Annotated in this window: 17 protein-coding genes, 1 rRNA gene and 1 pseudogene; 11 read left to right on the top strand and 8 right to left on the bottom strand. The window is 70.9% G+C overall.

Translation table 11 applies throughout. The annotated features are described in order from the left end of the window. Positions 1-112 (top strand): 5S ribosomal RNA (gene rrf, locus DQ392_RS02800); the annotation flags it as partial. 319 nt (positions 113-431) lie between these two features. Here the strand turns inward: rrf and DQ392_RS02795 are convergent. Genes DQ392_RS02795 through DQ392_RS02775 form a run of 5 tightly spaced genes read right to left on the bottom strand, consistent with a single transcriptional unit; the run spans position 432 to position 6,110 of the window. Continuing rightward, positions 432-1,742 (bottom strand): DUF58 domain-containing protein, encoded by a 1,311-nt coding sequence (locus DQ392_RS02795; protein WP_114013835.1) that lies wholly within the window; start codon positions 1,740-1,742, stop codon positions 432-434. 19 nt (positions 1,743-1,761) lie between these two features. Then, entirely contained in the window at positions 1,762-2,727 is a 966-nt protein-coding gene (locus DQ392_RS02790) for an AAA family ATPase (RefSeq protein ID WP_181856240.1), read from the bottom strand. Continuing rightward, positions 2,724-3,986, bottom strand: coding sequence for a DUF4350 domain-containing protein (locus DQ392_RS02785; protein ID WP_114013834.1), 1,263 nt, complete (start codon positions 3,984-3,986; stop codon positions 2,724-2,726). Before DQ392_RS02785 ends, DQ392_RS02790 begins: the two co-directional genes overlap by 4 nt. Next, positions 3,983-4,726 carry a DUF4129 domain-containing protein gene (locus DQ392_RS02780; RefSeq protein WP_114013833.1) on the bottom strand — a complete coding sequence of 248 codons (744 nt, stop codon included), beginning with the start codon at positions 4,724-4,726 and terminating at the stop codon, positions 3,983-3,985. The genes DQ392_RS02785 and DQ392_RS02780 overlap by 4 nt, the downstream gene beginning before the upstream one ends. A gap of 4 nt (positions 4,727-4,730) precedes the next feature. Beyond that, a complete protein-coding gene (locus DQ392_RS02775; RefSeq protein ID WP_114013832.1) occupies positions 4,731-6,110 on the bottom strand; it encodes a hypothetical protein in 1,380 nt (459 codons plus the stop codon). 132 nt (positions 6,111-6,242) lie between these two features. Here DQ392_RS02775 and mtnA point away from each other — a divergent pair, with 132 nt between their 5' ends. The 7 genes from mtnA (at position 6,243) to DQ392_RS02740 (ending at position 14,838) form a co-directional block, all read left to right on the top strand. Continuing rightward, positions 6,243-7,376: an S-methyl-5-thioribose-1-phosphate isomerase gene (gene mtnA, locus DQ392_RS02770; RefSeq protein WP_245981109.1), complete on the top strand. Its 1,134-nt coding sequence runs from the start codon at positions 6,243-6,245 to the stop codon at positions 7,374-7,376. Continuing rightward, positions 7,373-8,050: a two-component system response regulator MtrA gene (gene mtrA, locus DQ392_RS02765; protein ID WP_114013830.1), complete on the top strand. Its 678-nt coding sequence runs from the start codon at positions 7,373-7,375 to the stop codon at positions 8,048-8,050. Before mtnA ends, mtrA begins: the two co-directional genes overlap by 4 nt. A gap of 1 nt (position 8,051) precedes the next feature. Further along, a complete protein-coding gene (mtrB, locus tag DQ392_RS02760; RefSeq protein WP_281272944.1) occupies positions 8,052-10,025 on the top strand; it encodes an MtrAB system histidine kinase MtrB in 1,974 nt (657 codons plus the stop codon). Then, entirely contained in the window at positions 10,022-11,908 is a 1,887-nt protein-coding gene (locus DQ392_RS02755; protein WP_245981107.1) for an LpqB family beta-propeller domain-containing protein, read from the top strand. The genes mtrB and DQ392_RS02755 overlap by 4 nt, the downstream gene beginning before the upstream one ends. Before the next feature lie 382 nt (positions 11,909-12,290). Further along, entirely contained in the window at positions 12,291-12,899 is a 609-nt protein-coding gene (locus DQ392_RS02750) for a ComF family protein (protein WP_245981105.1), read from the top strand. Between the two features lie 311 nt (positions 12,900-13,210). Beyond that, positions 13,211-13,912, top strand: a complete 702-nt coding sequence (gene hpf / locus DQ392_RS02745; protein ID WP_114013828.1) for a ribosome hibernation-promoting factor, HPF/YfiA family — start codon at positions 13,211-13,213, stop codon at positions 13,910-13,912. A gap of 173 nt (positions 13,913-14,085) precedes the next feature. Further along, positions 14,086-14,838: a response regulator gene (locus DQ392_RS02740; RefSeq protein ID WP_114013827.1), complete on the top strand. Its 753-nt coding sequence runs from the start codon at positions 14,086-14,088 to the stop codon at positions 14,836-14,838. Between the two features lie 114 nt (positions 14,839-14,952). Here the strand turns inward: DQ392_RS02740 and DQ392_RS02735 are convergent, their stop codons facing one another. After that, the gene (locus DQ392_RS02735; RefSeq protein WP_114013826.1) at positions 14,953-16,161 is read right to left on the bottom strand and encodes a winged helix-turn-helix domain-containing protein; all 1,209 of its coding nucleotides are present in this window, start codon (positions 16,159-16,161) and stop codon (positions 14,953-14,955) included. Between the two features lie 188 nt (positions 16,162-16,349). After that, positions 16,350-16,934 (bottom strand): GNAT family N-acetyltransferase, encoded by a 585-nt coding sequence (locus DQ392_RS02730; RefSeq protein WP_114013825.1) that lies wholly within the window; start codon positions 16,932-16,934, stop codon positions 16,350-16,352. 198 nt (positions 16,935-17,132) lie between these two features. On the opposite strand from DQ392_RS02730, the gene secA reads away from it, so the two are divergent. Continuing rightward, complete coding sequence (gene secA / locus DQ392_RS02725; RefSeq protein WP_114013824.1) at positions 17,133-19,982, top strand: preprotein translocase subunit SecA; 2,850 nt, start codon at positions 17,133-17,135, stop codon at positions 19,980-19,982. A 487-nt stretch (positions 19,983-20,469) separates the two neighbouring features. On the opposite strand, the gene DQ392_RS34745 is transcribed toward secA, so the two are convergent. Next, complete coding sequence (locus tag DQ392_RS34745) at positions 20,470-20,940, bottom strand: Rv3235 family protein (RefSeq protein WP_220182584.1); 471 nt, start codon at positions 20,938-20,940, stop codon at positions 20,470-20,472. Between the two features lie 308 nt (positions 20,941-21,248). On the opposite strand from DQ392_RS34745, the gene DQ392_RS02715 reads away from it, so the two are divergent. Further along, positions 21,249-21,779 (top strand): DUF6912 family protein, encoded by a 531-nt coding sequence (locus DQ392_RS02715; protein ID WP_114013823.1) that lies wholly within the window; start codon positions 21,249-21,251, stop codon positions 21,777-21,779. Positions 21,780-22,002: 223 nt separating this feature from the next. After that, positions 22,003-22,635 (top strand): annotated as a pseudogene (locus tag DQ392_RS02710) (HAD family hydrolase); the annotation flags it as partial. Positions 22,636-22,694 lie beyond the last annotated feature (59 nt).

Below are 22,694 nucleotides of genomic sequence, written 5' to 3'. Positions count from 1 at the left end.
TGGTCATAGCGTGAGGGAAACGCCCGGTTACATTCCGAACCCGGAAGCTAAGCCTTTCAGCGCCGATGGTACTGCATGCGGGAGCGTGTGGGAGAGTAGGACGCCGCCGAACTCCATGTGAGGAAAGCCCCGTTGGCACACGCCAACGGGGCTTTTTCGTGTTTACGGGGCCTTGTTCAACGGGCTTTCAGAGTGCTGTATTTGCCGTATCTCGGGGTGCTGAACAACTGGGCGGGCCTGGACCCGGTCGTCAGGCCGGAGCACGGCACTGTGGTGGTTCCCTGCGAATGACATCGTGGTGGTCTCCTGCGACGTGACAGTGCCCGTGCCGGCTCTCCCAGAGCACCTGCCACACAGAAGCTGCCAACTGCCGGTGCACCCGCCAAGTCCCGCTCACTCGACAACAGTTCCTCCTGCCCATCTTCGACCTTCTACAGCCGCCCCGCTGCTTTGAGCGCGAGGTACGTGTCGGCCAGCGCGGGAGCGAGCTGAGCAGGTGGGGCGTCCACGACAGTAATCCCGTACCGGCGTAGTCGCGCTGCGGTTTCACGGCGTTCTTCCTGTGCTTGCGCTGCGGCCGCCGCCTCGTAGACGGCGTCGAGGGTGCCGCGTGCGCTTGCCATTTCCTGGATTCGGGGATCTGCGACCGTCGCGAGGACAACGGTGTGCCTCTGAGTCAGGAGCGGTAGGACCGGTAGGAGTCCTTCCTCGACCGGGGCCCGGTCGAGGCCGGTGAAGAGGACCAGAAGCGACCGTTGTGGTGCCATCCGCAGGGCGGCTGATGCGAGACCGCGAAGGTCCGTTTCGATGAGCGCCGGTTCCAGCCGGGCCATTCCGTCGACGAGCGCGGGGAGAACGTGGGGCCCGGAACGTCCGGCGATCCGCGATCTGGTCGCTCGATCGTGTGCGAGGAGATCGACCCTGTCGCCGGCCCGGGAGGCCAACGCGGCCAGGAGGAGCGCGGCATCCATGGAGATGTCGAGCCGAGGCAGGTCACCGAGCCGTCCCGCGGAGGTCCGGCCCGTGTCGAGGACCATCAGTACTCTGCGGTCGCGTTCGGGCCGCCACGTTCGTACCGCCACGGTCGACTGGCGGGCGGTGGCGCGCCAGTCGATGGAGCGGGTGTCGTCTCCGGGGACGTAGTCGCGGAGGCTGTCGAACTCGGTTCCCTCGCCGCGTGTCAGAACGCTTGTCCGGCCGTCGAGCTCGCGGAGGCGGGCCAGCTTGGCCGGGAGGTGTTTGCGGCTGTTGAAGGCCGGCAGCACGCGAATCGTCCAAGGGACGTTGTGGTGTCCTTGGCGGGCGGCAAGGCCGAGCGGGCCGTACGAGCGCACGGTGACGCGCTCGGCCTCTCGATCGCCTCGCCGGGTGGGGCGCAGGCTCGTTGTGAGACGTCGGCGCTCTTGGGAGGGGACGCGCAGGTGATGTCGCTCGGCCTCGGGCGATGAATCCCCCGCGTGGCAACTTGGCGGCCAAGCGTCGCGGAGGTGGGCGTGCAGGGTGCGACGGCTGGGGTTACTGACAACAAGAGAGACGGACATGCGTTCGCCTAGTCGAACTGAGGTGTCACCGCTTCGGGTGAACACCAGTCGATTCACTGGTGCTGCCCAGGCGAGGTCGGCGACGATGGCAAGCAGTAGGGGAAGTTCGACGGCGAGCAGACCGGTCCAACTGGGCTGTACGAGTCCTACGAAGAGCGCTCCGAGGGCGGCGATGAGTGCTGTTCGTCCGGTGAGGGCCATAGGAGGGCAGCCGACTCTCTCAGCGGGGGACCGGGACGTGGGAAAGGATCGAAGTGATCACGCTGTCCGCGGTGATGCCTTCCATCTCGGCCTCGGGCCGGAGCTGGACGCGGTGTCGGAGCGTGGGTGGTGCGAAGGCTTTGACGTCGTCGGGGATGACGTAGTCCCGGCCGGTGAGCCAGGCCCAAGCGCGGGCGGTGGAAAGCAAGGCGGTGGCGCCTCGGGGTGAGACTCCGAGCGCGAGTGAGGGGGAATCGCGAGTGGCACGGCAGATATCGACGATGTAACCGGTGATTGCGGGAGCCAGGGAGACGGTGGCCACAGCCGCGCGGGCTGCCTCGATCTCGGCGGGTCCGGCCACAGGGCGTACGCCCACGGCAGGCAAGTCCTTCGGGTCGAAACCCGAGGCGTGCCGTGTCAGAACGTCGATCTCGGCTTCCCGTGAGGGCAGAGGAACGTGCAGCTTCAACAAGAAGCGGTCCAGCTGCGCTTCGGGAAGAGGGTAGGTGCCTTCGTATTCGACGGGGTTCTGTGTGGCTGCGACGAGAAACGGTTCCGGCAGGGCGCGGGGTGTGCCGTCGATGGTGACCTGCTGTTCTTCCATGGCCTCCAGGAGGGCGGCCTGGGTCTTGGGCGGGGTGCGGTTGATCTCGTCGGCGAGAAGGAGGCTGGTGAAGACCGGCCCGGGCTGGAAGGAGAACTCGGCGGCCCGCGCGTCGTAGACCATCGAACCGGTGACGTCGCTGGGCATCAGGTCAGGGGTGAACTGGACGCGCTTGGTTCCGAGTTCGAGAGCGCTTGCCAGGGTGCGGACGAGCAGTGTCTTGGCGACACCTGGCACGCCTTCCAGGAGCACGTGGCCTCGGCACAGTAGCGCGACGACGAGGCCGGTGACCGCCGCGTCCTGGCCCACGACGGCCTTGGAGATTTCCTGGCGGAGTGCCTCGAGGGCGGTGCGGGCGCTGTCTGCGGAGGGGGCGCTCACGAGCGGACGTCCTTGTCTGTCGGTGGTGTGCCGGGGGGGTTGTGGCCGAGAAATCGCCTCTCCAGGCGATCGAGATCGTCGACGAGGGCGACCAGCGCGGCGTCGTCTCGGGGAGGGGGACCGAAGAGGAGGGAGCGAAGGGCAGCGGGCTCGGTGTGGGTGCCTCTCGCGTCCGAGGCGCCGGCTGCCTGGTCGGCCAAGGCCGGGATCATGCTTTCGGAGCGGTGGGCCTCTGCGAGGGGCACTCCGATCCGCGGAGCGAGTCGGGTTCGGGTGGCAGCGCGGAGAGTATCCGCCGCGTGGTGGCGGGCGTTGGCGCGGCGGTAGAGGCGCGCTCTGCCTTCGGTGGCCTCGGCCGCCGGCACCTGTGCGGGGAGTCGCTCGGTGACGAGCGGTCCGAGTCGCCGCGCCCTCCAGAGGGCGGCGAAGGCGGCAGCGACGGCGAGCTGGAGTGCTGCCCACGACCAGCCACTGGGAAGGAGGTCGAGGAAGCTGCGCTCCTCGTTCGGGGCGGGGCCGGCGTCGGTCGCTTCGGGGAGATACCACAGAAGCTGGGAGTGAGATCCGAGGAGTTGCAGGCTGAGGGAGGCGTTGCCGTGTTCGTCCAGGTGCTTGTTGTAGAGGGGGTCGGGTGACCCCAGGAGTACCGTGTCTCCGGCCGCGCCGGAGCCTGCGGGAGCGGAGTGGGGCACGCGCAGGAGGGTGGCTTTGCCGTCGCGGAGGTAGCAGGAGTCGGCGTCTTGCGCGGCGGTGCTGTAGCGGAAGCCACCGAGGTCGGCGTCACCGGCACGGTGAGCGGCGGGGAGTTTGCAGGCCGGGGCTGTCGTGCGTACCTGGGCCGGATCGGCGGTGCGGATGCCGCGGGTGAGGGCAGCGGTGGTTTGGGGGTTCGGGGCGACAAGAACGGTGCGGCCGCTTCCGCGCGTGGCTGTTCGAAGAGTGGTGCGCCGGTCGTCATCGAGGGAGTCGGGGAACGGCACGATCACAGTGGTGTCGGGGCCTACCGAGGTGCGCAGCTGCGCGGGGTTGGTGAGGACCTTCGTCCGCACGCCGTGCTCGGACAGGAGGCGGGAGACAGCCTTGCTTCCGTAGGGGGCTGGTGAGCGGGGGTCGAGAGCGCCGTTCTCGTCGCCGGAGCGCAGGGCGGCAAGAACGACAGCGGTCACCGCGATGATGGCGGCGGCCAGAAGCAGTCCGCGGGCCCGGCGCCACACGTGGCGGGCTGTCGGAGAGGTCGAGGTAGGGGCTGGGGCCGTCACAGGGTGTTCCCCTGGGGGCTCGGTGTGGAGGAGGCGGCCGGAGGGTTCGGGGGAGGGGGCGTGCGGAGGAGCGCGGCGTCCAGGTCGCGCAGGTCCTCGTAGGAGGTGCGGTCGGCCGGACGGTCGGCGTAGGTCACTTCGTCGAAGGTGTGGGCGGCTGCGCCGAGTCGTGTGGCGTGGTGTGGCAGTGCCCGGCCCGCTTCGGCTGCGGCCTCGTCGGCGGTGCGGCCGGGGCGGGGGTCGAGCAGGGCGCGCTCTTCTAGGGAGCGGACGATGCCGCGCATGCACTCTTGGACGGCGGCGTTCCAGTTGCCGGCGTGGGCGTGGCTCTCGGCGGCTGCCCGGTGTTCTGCTGCGGTGCGGGGGTGGTCGGTGAAGAGGGCGCCGGGGTCGGTGGTCGGCGCGGGGCGGAGTCTGCCCAGGCGTAGGCGGAGAGAGATGAGAAGCAGGGCGATGAGGAGGCAGACGGCGAGCAGACCGACCCAGCCACCCGGGGTTGCTTCTGCGGCGGTGTTCAGCAGGTCGGTGAGGCGGTGCCACAGCCAGTCGAGGGCGCGTTGGTAGAGAGGGGGGTCGTGCTGGTGGTACTCGGGCCTGGATAGTTCACGCTCGGCGTCCTCCCGGGCGGGCAGCCGGGGGGTGGTGACCGGGACGTCGTGTTCGCCGTGCACGGCCGCGCCCACCGGATGGCGGAGCGCGGCTGTGTGGAGTGACGGGCCGCTTGTGATACCCCCCGGCATGACCTCAGCTTCCTGGTGCGGGCGGCTGGGTGTCGCCGGACTCGTAGCCGGGGACCCCTGCGGCGCGGGCCAGTTCGAGGTCGAGTGCCTCGCGGCGGATGCGCTGGTCGAGGTAGAGGAGCGCGGTGATGCCGGCGTTGAGGGGGAGGGAGATGGTCGAGGCCACGACGGAGCCGATTCCGTTGATGATCAGCGCCGTCCAGCCGGTTGCGGCGGCGGTGTCGGTGAGCGCCGCTCCTCCGCTGATGAGCCCGGTGAGTGCGGTGGTCGGGATCGAGATGACGAAGGAGATGGCGGTGACCAGGAGGAATGCCAGCAGCTGAATGCCCAGGACGCGCCACCAACTGCCGCTGACGAGCTTGCCCGAGCGGCGCATCGCGGCGATCAGTCCCTGCTTCTCCAGCATCAGTGCCGGCGGTGCGAGGCAGAAGCGCACCCACATCCAGACGGCGGCGACGACTCCCCCGAGGAAACCGAAGAAGAGGAGGACGATCGCCAGGCTGCTGACGCCGGTGAACGAGACGAGAAGGCCCGGGAGTAGGCAGATCACCATGGCCGCGGAGACCAGGAGGGGGATGAGGACCAGCAGGCCGAGCAGGCGCAGGAGTTGAGGACGAGAGTCGCGCCAGGCCTCGCCCAGGGTGACGGAGCGCCCGAGAACCGCGCGGCTGACGACGACGGTCAGCATCGCGGTGGCGATCACGCTGCCCAGCATGCCGACGACGGCCACGACGGCGAGGCTGCTGAGCACGCCGCTGAGGGCGCTGTTCAGGTCGTCCAGGCTGGGGTTGTCGTTGTTGGCGAGGGCGTCGAGTTCGCTGGTGTCGTTGAGCCAGAGGCCCATGACCAGGGCGGCGACCACTTCGGTGATGACTGCGACGGCGAGGGAGATGCCCAGGACGGTGCGCCAGTGTGCCCGCATGGTGCTGACCGAGCCGTCGAGGACTTCGCCCACGCCGAGGGGGCGCAGGGGGACGACACCGGGCTTGGGGGCCTGGGGCTGTTGCGCCCAGCCGGAGTGCCAGCCGGGCTGGCGTGGACCGGAGCCGCCGGGCGGTGGGGGTGTGGAGCCCCACCCGTGGCCCCGGGAGGGCCCGGTCTGTGGTCCCTGACCCGCGGCGGGTGTTCCGCTCTGGCTGCCCCAGGTCCAGCTGCGCGGGGCGGCTGGAGGCTGCTCGGGCGCCCAGTTGGGAGGGCGCTGGTCCGCGGGCTCGTTCGGCGGGGACTGCGGCGGGGTTCGGGAGGTGGTGTGCTCCGTGTCGTCGCCCGGGGTGCCCTTCTCGGCCTCCGCTTCGGTGTCGTTCCCGGCGTGGGCCGCGTCGGCGGGTTCGGGTTCGGGCGAGGAGGAGGATCCGGGCGCAGCCCAGCCCGGGGAGTCGTTCACGTGAGGTCACCTCGTGTGGGTAGTCCCGTGCCTGGTTGGCTGACCATCGTGCCACGGGCTGGTGCGCCCGAGGCCAGGCGGGAGCGGCCCATGGCCTTCAAGTGGCCTGCGGGGAGAGGGCAGACTGGGCGGATGGCTGAAGAGGGTGTGCCCGTGATCCGTTACGAGGAGTTGCCGGAGGGGCCCGCTGTGGTGCTCCTCGACCAGCGGCGGCTCCCACGTGAGGAGACGGAGTGGGTGTGCACGGATGTGCCGGCGCTGGTGGATGCCATCCAGTCGTTGGCGGTGCGGGGTGCGCCGGTGCTCGGGATCGCCGGCGGCTATGGGGTCGCATTGGCCGCGGCGCGGGGTGACGACGTGGCGGGCGCGGCGGAGCAGCTGGCGAATGCCCGGCCGACGGCGGTGAACCTCGCGTACGGTGCCCGCCTTGTGGAGGCGGCCTACCGGGAGGCGGAGCGCTCGGGGGCGGGGGCCGCGGCCGCGCGTGCGTTGGCCCAGGCGCGGGCGCTTCATCAAGAGGATGCCGAGGGCAGCGCCCGGCTGGCCGAGTACGGGAGTGCGCTGCTGGAGGAGCTGGTGCCCGGTGGCGGGCTGCGGATCCTGACGCACTGCAACACGGGGAGGCTGGTCTCCGGCGGGGAGGGTACGGCGCTGGCCGTCGTCAAGGCGGTGCACCGGGCGGGTGGGCTGCGGCGGTTGTGGGTGGGGGAGACGCGGCCGCTGCTGCAGGGGGCGCGGCTGACGGCGTACGAGGCGGCGAAGGCAGGGATGGCCTACAGCGTGCTGACGGATGGTGCGGCCGGTTCGTTGTTCGCCTCTGGTGAGGTGGACGCGGTGCTGGTGGGGGCCGACCGGATCGCCGCGGACGGCTCGGTGGCGAACAAGGTGGGGACGTATCCGCTGGCGGTGCTGGCGAGGCACCACCGGGTGCCGTTCGTGGTGGTGGCGCCGGTGACGACGGTCGATCCGGCTACTGCTGCGGGGTGTGACATCGAGGTCGAGCAGCGTGCCGCGCATGAGGTGACCGAGGGCCCGTGGGGCAGGAGTGGCCTTTCGGGGGCAGAGGGGGAGGAGGGGCGGGCTCTGGCTCCTGTGGGGGCTCAGGCACACAATCCGGCGTTCGATGTGACGCCGTCCGAACTGGTCACCGCTGTGGTGACGGACCAAGGGGTGGCTTCTCCGGTGACGGCTGAGCGCCTCGGGGAGCTGTGTTCCGCGTCACGAAGGCAGGCGTCGGGATCGGCTGATGGGATGATGAGGTCATGAAGGGACGCGTCCTTGTCGTCGACGACGACACCGCACTGGCAGAGATGCTCGGCATTGTGCTGCGCGGAGAAGGCTTCGAACCGTCGTTCGTCGCGGATGGTGACAAGGCGCTTGCCGCCTTTCGGGAGACCAAGCCGGACCTGGTGCTGCTCGATCTGATGCTGCCCGGGCGGGACGGTATCGAGGTGTGCCGGCTGATCCGGGCGGAGTCCGGGGTGCCGGTGGTCATGCTCACCGCGAAGACCGACACGGTCGACGTGGTGGTCGGGCTGGAGTCCGGTGCGGACGACTACATCGTCAAGCCGTTCAAGCCGAAGGAACTGGTGGCGCGGATCAGGGCCCGGCTGCGCCGGTCCGAGGAGCCGGCGCCGGAGCAGCTGGCCATCGGCGATCTGGTGATCGACGTGGCGGGGCATTCGGTCAAGCGTGACGGGCGGTCCATAGCCCTGACCCCGCTCGAGTTCGATCTTCTGGTGGCGCTGGCGCGCAAGCCGTGGCAGGTCTTCACGCGCGAGGTGCTGCTGGAGCAGGTGTGGGGCTACCGGCACGCGGCGGACACCCGCCTGGTGAACGTGCATGTGCAGCGGCTGCGTTCCAAGGTCGAGAGGGACCCGGAGCGGCCGGAGATCGTGGTGACCGTGCGCGGCGTCGGATACAAGGCCGGGCCCAGCTGAGATGACCCGCAAATCCTCGGCTCCGCCTCGCACCGGTGGGGGACGGAGCACGGGGCGGGAGTCCGATATTTCCAAATTCGGACGTTTGTGGCGAAGTGGTGTCCTGTTCTCCGACGGACTGCTGCCAGAGGGCGCGACGGGTCCCGGCGCGCGCCCCATGGTGCGCTTCTTCGTGCGGTGGATCCGCAGACCGCTGCTGCCGGTCATGCGGCTGTGGCGACGCAACATCCAGTTGCGGGTGGTGGTGGCCACCCTGTTGCTCTCCCTCGGAGTGGTGCTCCTGCTGGGGCTTGTCGTCATCGGACAGGTGCGCAACGGCCTGCTGGAGGCCAAGGAGAAGACGGCACAGAGCCAGGCATCCGGCGGCTTCGCCGCGGCCGAACACATGGCCGACAGCGCGGGCGCCGGACCCGGTGGCACCGTGATCGACAACGGCGTACGTGGCGGCCGGGGCACCCAGAATTCGAGCACGTGGCTGAACAACCTGGTCGAGCAGCTGGCGAGCGGCGGCCAGGGCGTCTACTCCGTCGTGGCGCTGGGTTCCGAGAACGACGAGTCGCCGTTCCTGGGCAACAGCGCGACCACGACCAGGGGCCCGCGCTCCACCGGCGACATCCGCCCCGAGGACAGCGTCCCCGCTGATCTGCGCAAGGCCCTGGACGACGAGCCCGGACCCCACCGCCGCTACGCCCGCGTCTACCACCAGGACCGCACCAGCGATCCGGCGCTGATCGTCGGCAAGCGCCTGAACGACGCGCGGGGCAATCCCTACCAGCTCTACTACGTCTTCCCCTTCACCCAGGAGGAGGAGTCGCTGAGCCTGGTCAAGGGGACGCTGGCCACGGCGGGGGTGTTCGTGGTCGTCCTGCTGGGCGCGATCGCGTGGCTGGTGGTGCGGCAGGTGGTGACGCCGGTGCGGATGGCCGCGGGAATCTCCGAGCGGCTGGCGGCCGGGCGGCTCCAGGAGCGGATGAAGGTCACCGGCGAGGACGACATCGCACGTCTGGGCGAGTCGTTCAACAAGATGGCGCAGAACCTCCAGAACAAGATCCAGCAGCTGGAGGAGCTTTCCCGGATGCAGCGCCGGTTCGTCTCGGACGTCTCGCACGAGTTGCGGACCCCGCTGACGACGGTGCGGATGGCGGCCGACGTCATCCATGAGGCGCGTGAGGACTTCGACCCGGCGACGGCCCGGTCGGCCGAACTGCTGCTCGGGCAACTGGACAGGTTCGAGTCGCTGCTGGGCGATCTGCTGGAGATCAGCAGGTTCGACGCCGGTGCGGCCAACCTGGAGCCGGGCCCGGTCGACCTGCGCGACGTCGTCCACCGGGTCGTGGAGGGGTGCGAGCCGCTCGCCGAGCGGAAGGGCGGTCGGATCCTCATGCGCGGTGACGAGCAGCCGGTGATCGCGGAGGTGGACAGCCGCAGGATCGAGCGGGTGCTGCGCAATCTCGTGGGCAACGCCGTCGAGCACGGCGAGGGGCGCGATGTCGTGGTCCGGCTCGCGACCGGGGGCGGCGCTGTGGCGGTGGCGGTGCGCGACTACGGGGTCGGCCTCAAGGACGGCGACGCCGAGCGCGTCTTCAACCGCTTCTGGCGGGCCGACCCGGCCCGGGCCAGGACCACGGGGGGCACGGGTCTCGGTCTGTCCATCGCGTTGGAGGACGCGCGGCTGCACGGCGGGTGGCTGCGCGCGTGGGGCGAGCAGGGGAACGGATCGCAGTTCCTGCTCGTCGTGCCCTGCACCGCGGGGGAGCCGTTGCGGGGATCCCCGTTGCGGCTGGAGCCGGAGGACTCCCGGCGCAGGAAGGAGCTGGCGGCCGCCGGAGCGGCGCCGTCCCCCGTGCCGTTCGCGGCGCTGCCGGCGGGCGGAGAGGCTGCGAACGGCCGGCAGGCGGGAGAGGCGCGGCCCGGCGACACACGATCGGGCGAGGCGCGAGCCGGAGGGGCACGTCCTGGAGGGGAGCGCGGATGAGGGGCGAGCGCCGTTCGCAGCGGGTGGGCGCCGCCTCACCCGCTCCGCGCCGTTCACGGGGCCTGGCGCGACGTACGCGTGCGCTGCTGATGCCGGTGGTGTGCGCCGTACTGCTGGCCGGGTGCGCGTCCATGCCGGACGACGGAAGTGTCGACCAGGTCGACTCCTCCAGGCGCGCCGAGGCGGACTCCCAGGTGAGGGTCTACAGCGTCAGCCCGCAGCCGGGCGAGACACCGACCCAGATCGTGCGGGGTTTCCTGGAGGCCACCACCAGTGACGAGGCGGCCTTTCCCACCGCGGAGGAGTACCTGACGCCCAGGATGGCCGATGCCTGGGACCCGTTCGCGTCGACGACCGTCCTCTCGAACGGTCCGAGCGCGCACAAGGCGCCGCGCAGCAGAGCGATCGCCGGGGACGGTTACTCCGTCGAGATCTCCGGGACGCGCATGGCGGAGGTCGACAGCAAGCACGCCTATTCGCCCTCCAAGGGCGACTACAGCGAGGTCTTCCATCTGACGAAGGTGGACAAGCAGTGGCGCATCGACCAGATGCCGGACGGTCTCCTGCTGGGCGAGTCCGACTTCCAGCGCATCTACCGCCCCGTCAACACGTACTACTACGCGCAGTTGGGCCCGGACGGAGATTCGATCACGGACGGACAGAATGTGCTCGTCGCTGATCCCGTGTATCTGCGTCGCCGCATCAATCCGGTCACCGAAACGGTCTCCGCGCTGCTTCAGGGGCCGTCCGGCTGGCTCGATCCGGTCGTCACCTCCTCCTTCCCGAGCGGTACGCACCTGGCGCCGGACCAGCACCTGTCGCTGAACGACTCGGGGGTGCTCAGAGTGCGGCTGAACGCACGGGGCGCGACCGCCGGTGAGGCCCGGTGCGGACGCATGGCGGCACAGCTTCTCTACGCCGTACAGGATCAGGCATCCGCGAAGGTCAGCAAGGTGGAGCTGGCCGGCCCCGCCGATCGCGAGCTGTGCACCCGCACGCGGGAGCAGGTCGCCCCGTACCAGCCGGGGCGGCTCAACGGCAGCGCGAAGAAGGCGTACTTCATCGACGAGGACCACCGGGTCGCCGCCTTCCAGCGCAAGGAGTCGCCGCGTCCCGTGCCGGGTCCGCTCGGCAGCGGCCACGTGGAGATGGGGGCCGTCGCGGTCAACCGGATCGAGAGCGAGGCGGCGGCCGTCTCGCGCGGCCGCCGCGCGCTGTACGTCGCTTCGCTGGACGGCAGCGCCTCCACCGCGCTCGGCGACCCGGTGCTCAGCAGCAAGGCCGCGCACGAGAAGGACCGGCTGACGGCGCCGAGTTGGGACGGACTGGGCGACCTGTGGGTCGCGGACCGGGACCCGGACAACCGGCGGCTGCTGCGGCTGCGCGGCGGCAAGGACGAGCCGGACGAGGTGCGGGTACCGGACCTGGCCGACGACGAGCGGATCGAGTCGCTGCGGATCGCCTCGGACGGAGTGCGCATCGCGCTGCGGGTAAAGGAGCAGGACGGACGCACCTCGCTGCAACTGGGGCGGGTCGTGCGCGAAGGGACCGCCAAGGACCCGAAGCTGACCGTCGAGCAACTGCGTCCTGTCGCACCGCACCTGGAGGACGTCTCCGCGGCATCCTGGGCGGGCGGCAGCCGGCTCGTGGTGGTGGGACGCGAGTCGGGCAGCGTGCAGCAGGTGCAGTACATGGAGACGGACGGCTCGATCTCGGACCAGCCGGCGCTCCCCGGCATCAACGACGTGACCGGTGTGGCCGCTTCGGAGGACGAGAGCAAGCCGCTGCTCGCCGACTCCGAGGACGGCATCGTGCGGCTGCCGCCCGATGCGACCTGGAAGATGCTCACCGAGACCGGATCCGCACCGGCCTACCCGGGATGAGCGCCGCCCGCACGACCTGACCGGGCCGGACCAACTCGCCCGGACTCGGCCTGACCTGCTTCCCGAACCGGCGGCGTGACCTGCTGCGACGCGCCCGCCGTTCCCTCGGTTGTTCGAGCACGGGGGGTGGCCATCCGAAGCCGGCTCGGGGAGTTATCCACAGGGCTGGTGGCGCCGTGCCCGTGCTGCCACAGTGGAGGCCATGCGGGAGTCATGGCAGAGCCTCCCGCGGGAAATCGCAGGTCTGGTGCTTCCCATGGGATGCGCCGGGTGCGGTCGTCCGCGCGAGCGGGACCGTTTGTGCGAAGAGTGCAGCAGCGTGCTGAAGGGCGCGGTGCCGCGGCGGGTGTGGCCCTCGCGCGTACCGTCCGGGCTGCCTCGGGTGTACGGAGCGCTCACGTACACCGGCGGGGTGCGGGCCGCGCTGCTCGCTCACAAGGAGCGCGGTGCCCTCGGGCTGGCCGCGCCCCTGGGGACGGTGCTGGCCCGCGCCGTCCGCCTGGCCGCGCACGCACCGCAGGCCACCCCGGCCGCCCCGGTGGGGCTCGCCGAACCCGCTCCCGCCGCCTGTGGACGGCGCGGGCCGCCCTCCCGGGACGGCGGCCCGTCCTCCGGGCGCGGGTCGCCGGTCGCGCTCGTCCCGGTGCCCTCGGCGCGCCGGGCCGTCGCGGGGCGGGGGCACGACCCGGTACGGCGCCTGGCGCGGGAGGCCGCGCGGACGCTCAGGAGGGAGGGCATGGCTGTCCGGGTGCTGCCTGTGCTGCGGCAGCGACGCAGGGTCGTCGACCAGGCGGGGCTGACGGCGGCGCAGCGGACCGCGAATCTTGCGGGAGCACTGGAGCCGGCGCCAGCCGGTGCCCGGCTGCTGGGTGCTGGGCGGGTGGTGCTGGTGGACGATGTGATGACGACGGGCGCCTCGCTGGCGGAAGCGGCGAGAGCCTTGGGAGGAGTGGACTCGGCCGCGGTTCTGGCCGTGCGCGCGGACGCGTGACCGCTCACGAGACGTCGCGCACGGTAAGCGAATGAGTAATTGCTGGAACTACCAGATTGAGATCGTCGTTGCAGGTGATACGAGGGATGACTCGCCTGATCGGAGGTACGTGCCAGTAGGGGGTGCCGAGCCTCCCCCGGTGGAGGTACGTTCGGATTGGGTGGCGATCTTCCCTCCGGGGGAGAAGGAGGTGAAACCCGCAAGCCGACCTCGAGCCGGAGAGCCATCGGCAAGAGGGCCGACCTCCGGCGTCAGTGCACCAAGGACGCTCCGCACCAAGGGTCGCGGACCGTCCGGGAACGGAGTTCTGCGTGGACATCGTCGTCAAGGGCCGTAAGACAGAGGTGCCCGACCGGTTCCGCAAGCACGTGGCCGAGAAGCTGGAAAAGGTCAGGAAGCTCGACGGCAAGGTGATCAACCTTGAGGTCGAGGTGGCCAAGGAGCACAACCCCCGGCAGGCCGACCGTTCCGACAGGGTGGAGATCACCCTGCGTACCCGTGGACCGGTCATCCGAGCGGAGGCAGCCGCCTCCGACCCGTACGCGGCGTTGGACCTGGCTTCCAGCAAGCTGGAGGCCCGGATGCGCAAGCAGGCCGACAAGCGCCGCGTGCACCGTGGCGGAAGCCGCGCACCGATGAGTGTGGCGGCGGCAACCGCCCACCTCGCGTCGGAACTCAACGGAGAACTCGAAGGGGCCGCCGGATCGGTGGCCGCTCCCCCTCAGGCCGACGGCCAGCCCGCGGTCACCAAGGTGGGATCCCTGGAAGTCCAGGGGGAAGGGCCGCTCATCGTGCGGGAGAAGACGCACGCGGCGGCACCCATGACGCTTGACCAAGCGCTCTACGAGATGGAGTTGGTGGGTCACGACTTCTACCTGTTCATCGACTCCGAGACCAAGCAGCCGAGCGTCGTCTACCGTCGGCACGGTTACGACTACGGCGTGATTCATCTGGAGCCGGATCCGTTCGTCGAGGAGCCGCCGCCCGGCGCGGGCGGAGCGCTCAGCGGCTGACGACGGCGCAGGACGGCCGGCACAGCCCTGCGAGTCACCGGCTTGATGTTCGCGCCCCCGGCAGGTCATCGGAACCCGGCCGGGGGCGCCGACGTGAGTAACATCAAGACCCGCACCAACCTCCCTACTCCGTAGCGGGGTTGGTGGCGAGACAGGGTGCAGGGGGAGGAACGATGGTGGACAGCTTCGGGCCCGTGATGCCCATGCCCGATGCACACCCGGGTCCGGTGGCCGAGGCGGACCCGCCCGCACGGGAACGGTGCCAGGAGCCGATCAGGGTGCTGGTCGTCGACGACCACGAGCTCTTCCGCCGGGGGCTGGAGATCGTCCTGGCGCAGGAGGAGGACATCGAGGTCGTCGGGGAGGCCGGGGACGGGGCCGAGGCGGTGGACAAGGCGGCCGACCTGCTGCCGGACATCGTGCTGATGGACGTGCGCATGCCCAAGCGAGGCGGTATCGAGGCCTGCACCGCCATCAAGGAGGTGGCGCCCAGCGCCCGCATCATCATGCTGACGATCAGCGACGAGGAGGCCGACCTCTACGACGCGATCAAGGCGGGGGCGACGGGCTACCTCCTCAAGGAGATCTCCACGGACGAGGTCTCCGCCGCGATCCGGGCCGTGGCCGACGGCCAGTCGCAGATCAGTCCCTCGATGGCGGCCAAGCTGCTCACCGAGTTCAAGTCGATGATCCAGCGCACCGACGAGAGCAAGCTCGTGCCCGCGCCGAAGCTCACCGACCGCGAGCTGGAGGTGCTCAAGCTGGTGGCGACCGGGATGAACAACCGCGACATCGCCAAAGAGCTGTTCATCAGCGAGAACACCGTCAAGAACCACGTGCGCAACATCCTCGAGAAGCTCCAGCTGCACTCCCGGATGGAAGCCGTCGTCTATGCGATGCGGGAGAAGATTCTGGAGATCCGCTGAGCGGACACGAAGGGAGACCCCAGGCCTCCGGCCGCGCGGTCGGTCTGTCGGCGGCTCGCTCACAGGCCGGTGCGCAGCGGGGTATGCCGCACGCTCAGGGCGCCCGCGGTCCGCTCACAGCCCCAGTGCGTCGAGGGCCGAGCGGAGGTGGGGACGCAGCGGTTCGGGGTCGCAGACCTCCACCCGCACCGCGTCGCAGCCCACCCAGGAAGCGGCCTCTCCCAGTGCCCGCGCCATCGGCTCGACGGCCTTGGCGCCGTCCATCGACAGCTGGCGGGCGACCAGCGTCGTCCCCTCGCGGGCCGGGTCGACCCGCCCGCAGAGCCTGCCCCCGGCCAGCAGGGGCATGGCGAAGTAGCCGTGGACCCGCTTCGGCTTCGGCACGTAGGCCTCCAGCCGGTGGGTGAAGTCGAAGATCCGCTCGGTGCGGGGCCGGTCCCAGACGAGGGAGTCGAACGGGGAGAGCAGAGTGGTGCGGTGCCGGCCGCGCGGGGTGTCGGCCAGCGCCGCCGGGTCGGCCCAGGCACGACGCGGCCAGCCCCGCACCTCGACCGGCACCAGATCGGTGTCGGCCACCACAGACTCCACCTGCTCCGCTTTGAGACGGTGGTAGTCGGCCAGGTCGGCGCGGGTGGCGACCCCCAGCGCGGCGCCCGCCTGCCCCACCAGGCGGCGCAGGCACTCGCTCTCGTCCAGGTCGTCGTTGAGGAGGGAGGAGGGCACTGCGCGTTCGGCCAGGTCGTAGACGCGTTTCCAGCCGCGGCGCTCGCTGACGACGACCTCGCCGATGTCCAGCAGCCACTCCACGGCGATCTTGCGCTCCGACCAGTCCCACCACTCGCCGCCCTTGCGGCCGCCGCCCAGCTCGGCAGTCGTCAGCGGCCCCTCGTCCTCGAGCTGCGCGCGGACGGCGGCGCAGGAACCCTCGCGGTCCTTCATCACGTGCCAGCGGCGGCCCCGCTCCCGGAAGGCGCGGCGGCGGAAGGCGAAGTGGGGCCACTCCTCGATGGGCAGGACGCAGGCGGCATGCGACCAGTACTCGAAACTGTGCGCGCCCGTCCAGTAGGCCGCCTCCACCGTCCGGCGTCCCACCGCGCCCAGGCGGGCGTAGGGCACCAGCTCGTGCGACCGCGCCAGCACCGAGATGGTGTCCAGCTGCACCGCTCCCAGGCTCCGCAGTACGCCGCGCACGCCTGAGCGCCGGTCTGGCGCGCCCAGCAGGCCCTGCGCCCGCAGCGCGATCCGCCGCGCCTCGTCGGCGGAGAGGGAAACCGTGGGGCGGGAAGGGGCCGCGGGTGCGGCGCCGGTGAGGCCTGTGGTCATACGCGTCACCCTAGAAGGCCCCACTGACAACCCACTCCAAGTGGGTCCGCCGGCACCGTACTTCCACCCCGCTCGACCGGCCCGCTCTCGGCCGCACGGCTGCCCGGCTGCCCCGCTCGGTGGCCGTACGGCTGCCCGGCTGCCCCGCTCGGTGGCCGTACGGCTGCCCGGCTCGGTGGCTGGCCCACTCAGCGGGGAGCGGGCAGGTACGGGGTGTCGAGGGGGAGCCCCCAGTCGGAGGGGAGCAGGGCCGCGGTGCGTGCGTCGCGCCGTGTTCCCCTGTGCACGATGCGTGCCCGCTGGACGCCTTCCTCCACGAAACCGATGCGCTGCGCCACGGCACGGGAGCCCGCGTTGTCTGCCTGGGCGACCCACTCCAGCCGTTCCACGCCCAGGGAGGTGAAGGCCCACTCGGCGACGGCGCGCCCGGCCTCGGCCGCGCAGCCCCTGCGCCGGTGTCCGCGCGCTGTCCAGAAGCCCAGTTCGGCGCGGCGTTCCGCGGTGCGCAGGAGCGTCACCCCGACCAGGCCCATGGAGCCGACGAGTTGGCCGTCGTGGGTGAAGACGCCGAAGTTGTACATGGTGTCGTCCCGCCAGCCGGCCGGGTTGGTGACGGTGACGAACTCCTCGGCGTCGGCGAGTGTGTACGGTTCGGGTACGGGGACGTAACGCTGGATGTCGGGGTCGTCACACGCGGCGGCCACGGCCTCGGCGTCTCCCCGCTCGAAGGGGCGGAGGAGGAGCCGCTCGGTGCGCAGTGTGATGGGTTCCATAGTCTGAATTGTGCAGCCCCGCTCCCCGGCACCTTCCGGGCCTCCGGCACGTTGGGGGTACAGGGTCAGTCCTCCCTCGCATACGATGGCCGGTGCGGTTCAGGCCCTCGGCAAGGAGAGGACCTCGCGGATCCGCACCGACATCCGCACTGACCCGTGCAGACCGTGCCAGGCCCGACCGGCAAGGAGCCACCCTAAGTGTCCGTCTTCGGCAAGCTCATGCGCGCAGGTGAAGGGAAGATCCTGCGCAAGCTGGACCGCGTCGCGCGGCAGGTGAATTCCATCGAAGAGGACTTCGTCGACCTGTCGGACGCGGAGCTGCGCGCGCTCACGGACGAGTACAAGGAGCGGTACGCCGAGGGCGAGTCCCTGGACGACCTGATGCCCGAGGCGTTCGCCACCGTCCGTGAGGCGGCCAAGCGCGTCCTGGGCGAGCGCCACTACGACGTGCAGCTGATGGGCGGCGCCGCGCTGCACCTCGGCTACGTCGCCGAGATGAAGACCGGTGAGGGCAAGACGCTGGTCGGCACGCTGCCGGCGTACCTGAACGGGATCTCCGGTGACGGTGTGCACATCGTCACGGTCAACGACTACCTGGCGCAGCGCGACTCCGAGTGGATGGGCCGGGTGCACAGGTTCCTCGGCCTGTCGGTCGGCTGCATCGTGGCGAACATGAGCCCGGCCGAGCGCCGCGAGCAGTACGCGTGCGACATCACCTACGGCACGAACAACGAGTTCGGGTTCGACTACCTGCGCGACAACATGGCGTGGTCCAAGGACGAACTGGTCCAGCGGGGTCACAACTTCGCCATCGTCGACGAGGTCGACTCCATCCTCGTCGACGAGGCCCGTACGCCGCTGATCATCTCCGGCCCCGCAGACCAGGCCACGAAGTGGTACAGCGACTTCGCGAAGCTGGTCAAGCGCCTGGAAAAGGGCGAGCCGGGCGATCCGCGCACCCAGAAGCCCGAGACGGGCGACTACGAGGTGGACGAGAAGAAGCGCACCGTCGCCATCCACGAGTCGGGCGTCACCAAGGTCGAGGACTGGCTGGGCATCGACAACCTCTACGAGTCGGTCAACACGCCGCTGGTGGGGTACCTCAACAACGCGATCAAGGCCAAGGAGCTCTACAAGAACGACAAGGACTACGTCGTCATGGACGGCGAAGTCATGATCGTCGACGAGCACACCGGCCGCATCCTGGCGGGCCGCCGCTACAACGAGGGCATGCACCAGGCGATCGAGGCCAAGGAGGGGGTGGAGATCAAGGACGAGAACCAGACGCTCGCCACGATCACCCTCCAGAACTTCTTCCGCCTCTACAACACCCTCTCCGGCATGACCGGTACGGCCATGACCGAGGCGGCCGAGTTCCACCAGATCTACAAGCTCGGCGTGGTCCCGATCCCGACCAACCGGCCGCTGGCCCGCAAGGACCAGGCCGACCTGATCTACCGCACCGAGGTCTCCAAGTTCGACGCGGTGGTCGACGACATCGTCGAGAAGCACGAGAGCGGCCAGCCGATCCTCGTGGGCACCACCTCGGTCGAGAAGTCCGAGTACCTGTCCAAGCAGCTCACCAAGCGCGGCGTCGCCCACCAGGTGCTGAACGCGAAGAACCACGAGCGCGAGGCCCTGATCGTCGCCGAGGCGGGCCGCAAGGGCGCCGTCACGGTGGCCACCAACATGGCGGGCCGCGGTACCGACATCAAGCTCGGCGGCAACGCCGAGGGCATGGCGGAGAACGAACTGCGCGAGCGCGGCCTCGACCCCAACGAGCACGTCGAGGAGTGGGCGGCCGCGCTGCCCACCGCCCTGGACAAGGCGGAGAAGTCGGTCAAGGCGGCCGTCGAGGAGGTCAAGGAACTCGGCGGCCTCTACGTGCTGGGCACCGAGCGGCACGAGTCCCGCCGGATCGACAACCAGCTGCGCGGCCGCTCGGGCCGCCAGGGCGACCCGGGCGAGTCCCGCTTCTACCTCTCCCTGGGCGACGACCTGATGCGGCTGTTCAAGGCGCAGATGGTCGAGCGCGTGATGTCGATGGCCAACGTGCCCGACGACGTGCCGATCGAGAACAAGATGGTCACCCGCGCCATCGCCTCCGCACAGTCCCAGGTGGAGCAGCAGAACTTCGAGATCCGCAAGAACGTCCTCAAGTACGACGAGGTGCTCAACCGGCAGCGCGAGGTCATCTACGGCGAGCGCCGCCGCGTCCTGGAAGGCGAGGACCTGCAAGAGCAGGTGGGGCACTTCATGGACGACACGATCGAGGCGTACGTCCAGGCCGAGACCGTCGAGGGCTTCGCCGAGGAGTGGGACCTCGACCGGCTGTGGAGCGCCTTCAAGCAGCTGTACCCGGTCAAGGTCACGATCGAGGAGCTGGAGGAGGCCGCGGGCGACCGCGAGGGCATCACGGCCGACTTCATCATCGACTCCGTCAAGGACGACATCCACGAGCAGTACGACGCCCGTGAGAAGGAGCTGGGCTCCGAGATCATGCGCGAGCTGGAGCGGCGCGTGGTGCTGTCGGTGCTCGACCGCAAGTGGCGCGAGCACCTGTACGAGATGGACTACCTCCAGGAAGGCATCGGCCTGCGCGCGATGGCCCAGAAGGACCCGCTGGTCGAGTACCAGCGGGAGGGCTACGACATGTTCCAGGCCATGATGGAGGGCATCAAGGAGGAATCCGTCGGCTACCTGTTCAACCTGGAGGTCCAGGTCGAGCAGCAGGTCGAGGAGGTCCCCGTCGAGGACACCGTCCCCGCGCCCTCCCTGGAGAAGGACAGCGAGCCCCGGGACGCCGTTCCGGCCGGAGCGGGCGCCGGGCCGGCCCCGGCGATCCACGCCAAGGGCCTCGACCAGCCGCAGCGCCCCGACCGCCTGCACTTCTCCGCGCCCACCGCCGAGGGTGGCGTGGTCGAGGGCGACCTCGACACCGGTGCCGGCACGGACGGGGACGAGACCGGCCCCGTCCGCTCCCAGGCCGACGGCCTCACCCGCGCGGAGCGGAGGAAGGCCCAGAAGGGCCGCAAGAAGCGCAAGTGACCGCGCGGCGGTCACGCCGACGCCACCTAGTGGGCCCCTCCCGGGCCGCACCCCCGCTGAGGGGCCGAGCACCTGCTGCCCGGCCCCTCAGCCGCGCCCGACACCACTGCCCCCGACGCTGTCGGACCCCGGCCCGCCCTGTGGGGCCTGACTGACTCGGCCAGGCGCTCTGCCCGCCCTTCCAGCCCCTCTGAAGGCTCCTTGGCAACCCTGCCCGACCGCCCGGGGCCGCGTCGCGGGCTCTGCCCGCCCCTCCGGGGGCTCGCAGGCCCTGTCCGCCCCCAAGGGGCCCAGGAAGCGGGGGCCGGGACCGGACCCCGCCTGAGCGCTGCGCCGGCCCCCTGCGGCCTCTTGACCCGCCAGCCTCTCTGCCCCTTGCCCTTCCGGGCCCGGCCTCGGCGGCTCCGGCCCGCATGCCCGAGGCCGGGGGCCCGAGGCCGGGCGTCAGAGGCTCCAGACGTCCCAGACGGGCGGCAGCCGGCGGAGTTCAAGGGGTGAGGTCGAGTTCGAGGGCTGTGCAGCGCCAGCGGTTGTGGCCGTGTTCGAGGCGGAAGGCCATGGCGCGCTGGCGGTGGCCGGTGGCGACGCGGGCGAAGGCTTCGATGACGCCGGGCCGGATCTGGGTTCCGCGGGCCTCCAGGACGGCGGGGGCCGTGCGGTCGGTGCCGCGGGGGCGGAGCGGGGCCGAGGGAGCGAGGGCGCCGAGCCGTTCGTAGGTCTCGTCCGTGGCGTAGCCGAGGAGGGTGTGGACGGGGCACTGTCCGCTGAGGACGAGCAGCAGGCGGCGGGCGAACCAGTACGGGGGCTGCCGTTCCCGCGCGCGGTGGGCGGCCGCGCGGAGGGCCGACTCGGCGGGCCTGCGGCTGTCGCGCCGTGTCGGCGGCCGGGACGGCGCGGAGCGCGGGGTGCGCCGGCGCGGCTGGCGTCCGGAAGCGGACTCGGAGACGGGCGTGGTCATGGGCTCCCCCGTGGGCGTGGCGTGTATGAGTGCCTGCCGGGTCCGCCGGTGCGGGGCGGACCGCGATACCGGCCAGTAACCGGTGGCTGGCAACGGTTGTAGCCGTGGGGGGAGCCGCACGGCAATGAGGCGGTGGGGCCGGGGAGGGGGCTGGAGAAATTCCCCTATCAGGATCATGCCGCGGAGCGAGGTTGACGCCGCCGCGCGTCTACCTGCGGGTTTGCGCGGGTGCTCGTCGGCGCGGGCCTCATCGTCTGCCCGTATGCTGACGGGCAGACGGTCCCCGGCGATACACGAAAGCGGCAGCCATGCGTGTCTATGTCCCTCTGACCCTGCCCGCACTGAGTCAGGCGCACGGCGCGGGCGAGCTGGGACCGGCCCCCTTCGAGGCGTACGCGGTCACCGCGGGGCTGCGCGCGTGGTGGGGGTCCGAGGACGAGGAGGAGCTGGAGTACGCCGCGCTGGGTCTGGCGGCCGCCGCCTCCCTGCGTTCGCTGGCGAGGGACGCCGAAGCCGCGCGGCGCCGCGTCGTCGTGGTGGCCGAGGCCCCCGACGCCCTCGTGCACAGCGAGGAGCGCGACGCGGTGGGCGGCCGTTCCGAGCTGGACGAGGACGCGGCCTCCGTCGGCCGGGTGCGCCTCACGGCTGCTGTGCCGATGTCCAGGATCGCGGCCGTCCATCTGGACGCCGAGGAGGCGGTCGGGGCCGTGACGGCGGCGCTCGACGCCCTGCCCGCGGCCGCGGGCGGCGACCAGCGGGCCCAGGCGGTCGTCGACGCCGCCGAGGACCACGAACTGCTGTGGTTCGCCACCCAGGAGATCCCCGCCCTGGTCGCCTGACCCGTCGCCGGCGGTCGGATCCGTGCCTGATGATCCGGGCCTGACGGCCTGACCGGCCGGGCCCTCGGTGACGGGCCTGAACGATCGCCGCCCTGTCGCGTTGTCAGTGCCTCCACGTACCGTCGGAAGCATGGTCTTAGGGCAGCCACCGCAGCAACCGCAGCAATCCGAATCGGGACCGGAACCGCAGCAGGGCCGGCCCGCCGTGCCCTCCGCGCACCTCGTGTGGGACTGGAACGGCACGCTGCTGCACGACATCCACACCGTGCTCGAGGCGACCAACGCCGCGTTCGACGAGCTCGGCTTCCCGGCGATCACGCTGGAGCGGTATCGGGAGCTGTACTGCGTTCCGGTGCCGCGCTTCTACGAGCGGCTGTTCGGCAGGGCGCCCACGGGCAGCGAGTGGCAGGTCATGGACGAGACGTTCCACCGCCACTACTGGGCCCGTATCGCCGGCGCGGGTCTGGCCGAGGGCGCCGCGGAGCTGCTGGCGACGCGGCAGGCGGCAGGTCACACCCAGTCGCTGTGCTCGCTGGCGCCGCACGACCGGCTGGTGCCGCTGTTGCGTACGTACGGCATCGACGGGCACTTCCTGCGGGTCGACGGGGCGGTCGGCCCGACTGGCGGTGGCAAGGCCGCCCAGATGGTGCGGCATCTCGCCGCGCTGCGCGGGGTGGAGCCGAGCCGGGCCGTGGTGATCGGTGACGCGGTCGACGACGCGTTGGCGGCGGCCCACGCGGGGGCGCGCGCCGTGCTCTTCACCGGAGGCTCGCACAGCCGGGCCAGCCTGGAGGAGGCGGGGGTGCCGGTCGTCGACACGTTGCGCGAGGCGGTCGAAACAGCGGAGCGCCTGGCCCGCGAGGCCGCGGGTGACTCCCATGCCACAGGGAGCACAGGGGCCACAGAGGGCCCAGG

The organism is Streptomyces reniochalinae, from assembly GCF_003323735.1.
In the GTDB taxonomy this organism is placed as follows: Bacteria; Actinomycetota; Actinomycetes; order Streptomycetales; family Streptomycetaceae; genus Streptomyces; species Streptomyces reniochalinae.
Note: the sequence above shows the minus strand (reverse complement) of the source record. Positions and strands in the feature narration are given on the sequence as shown.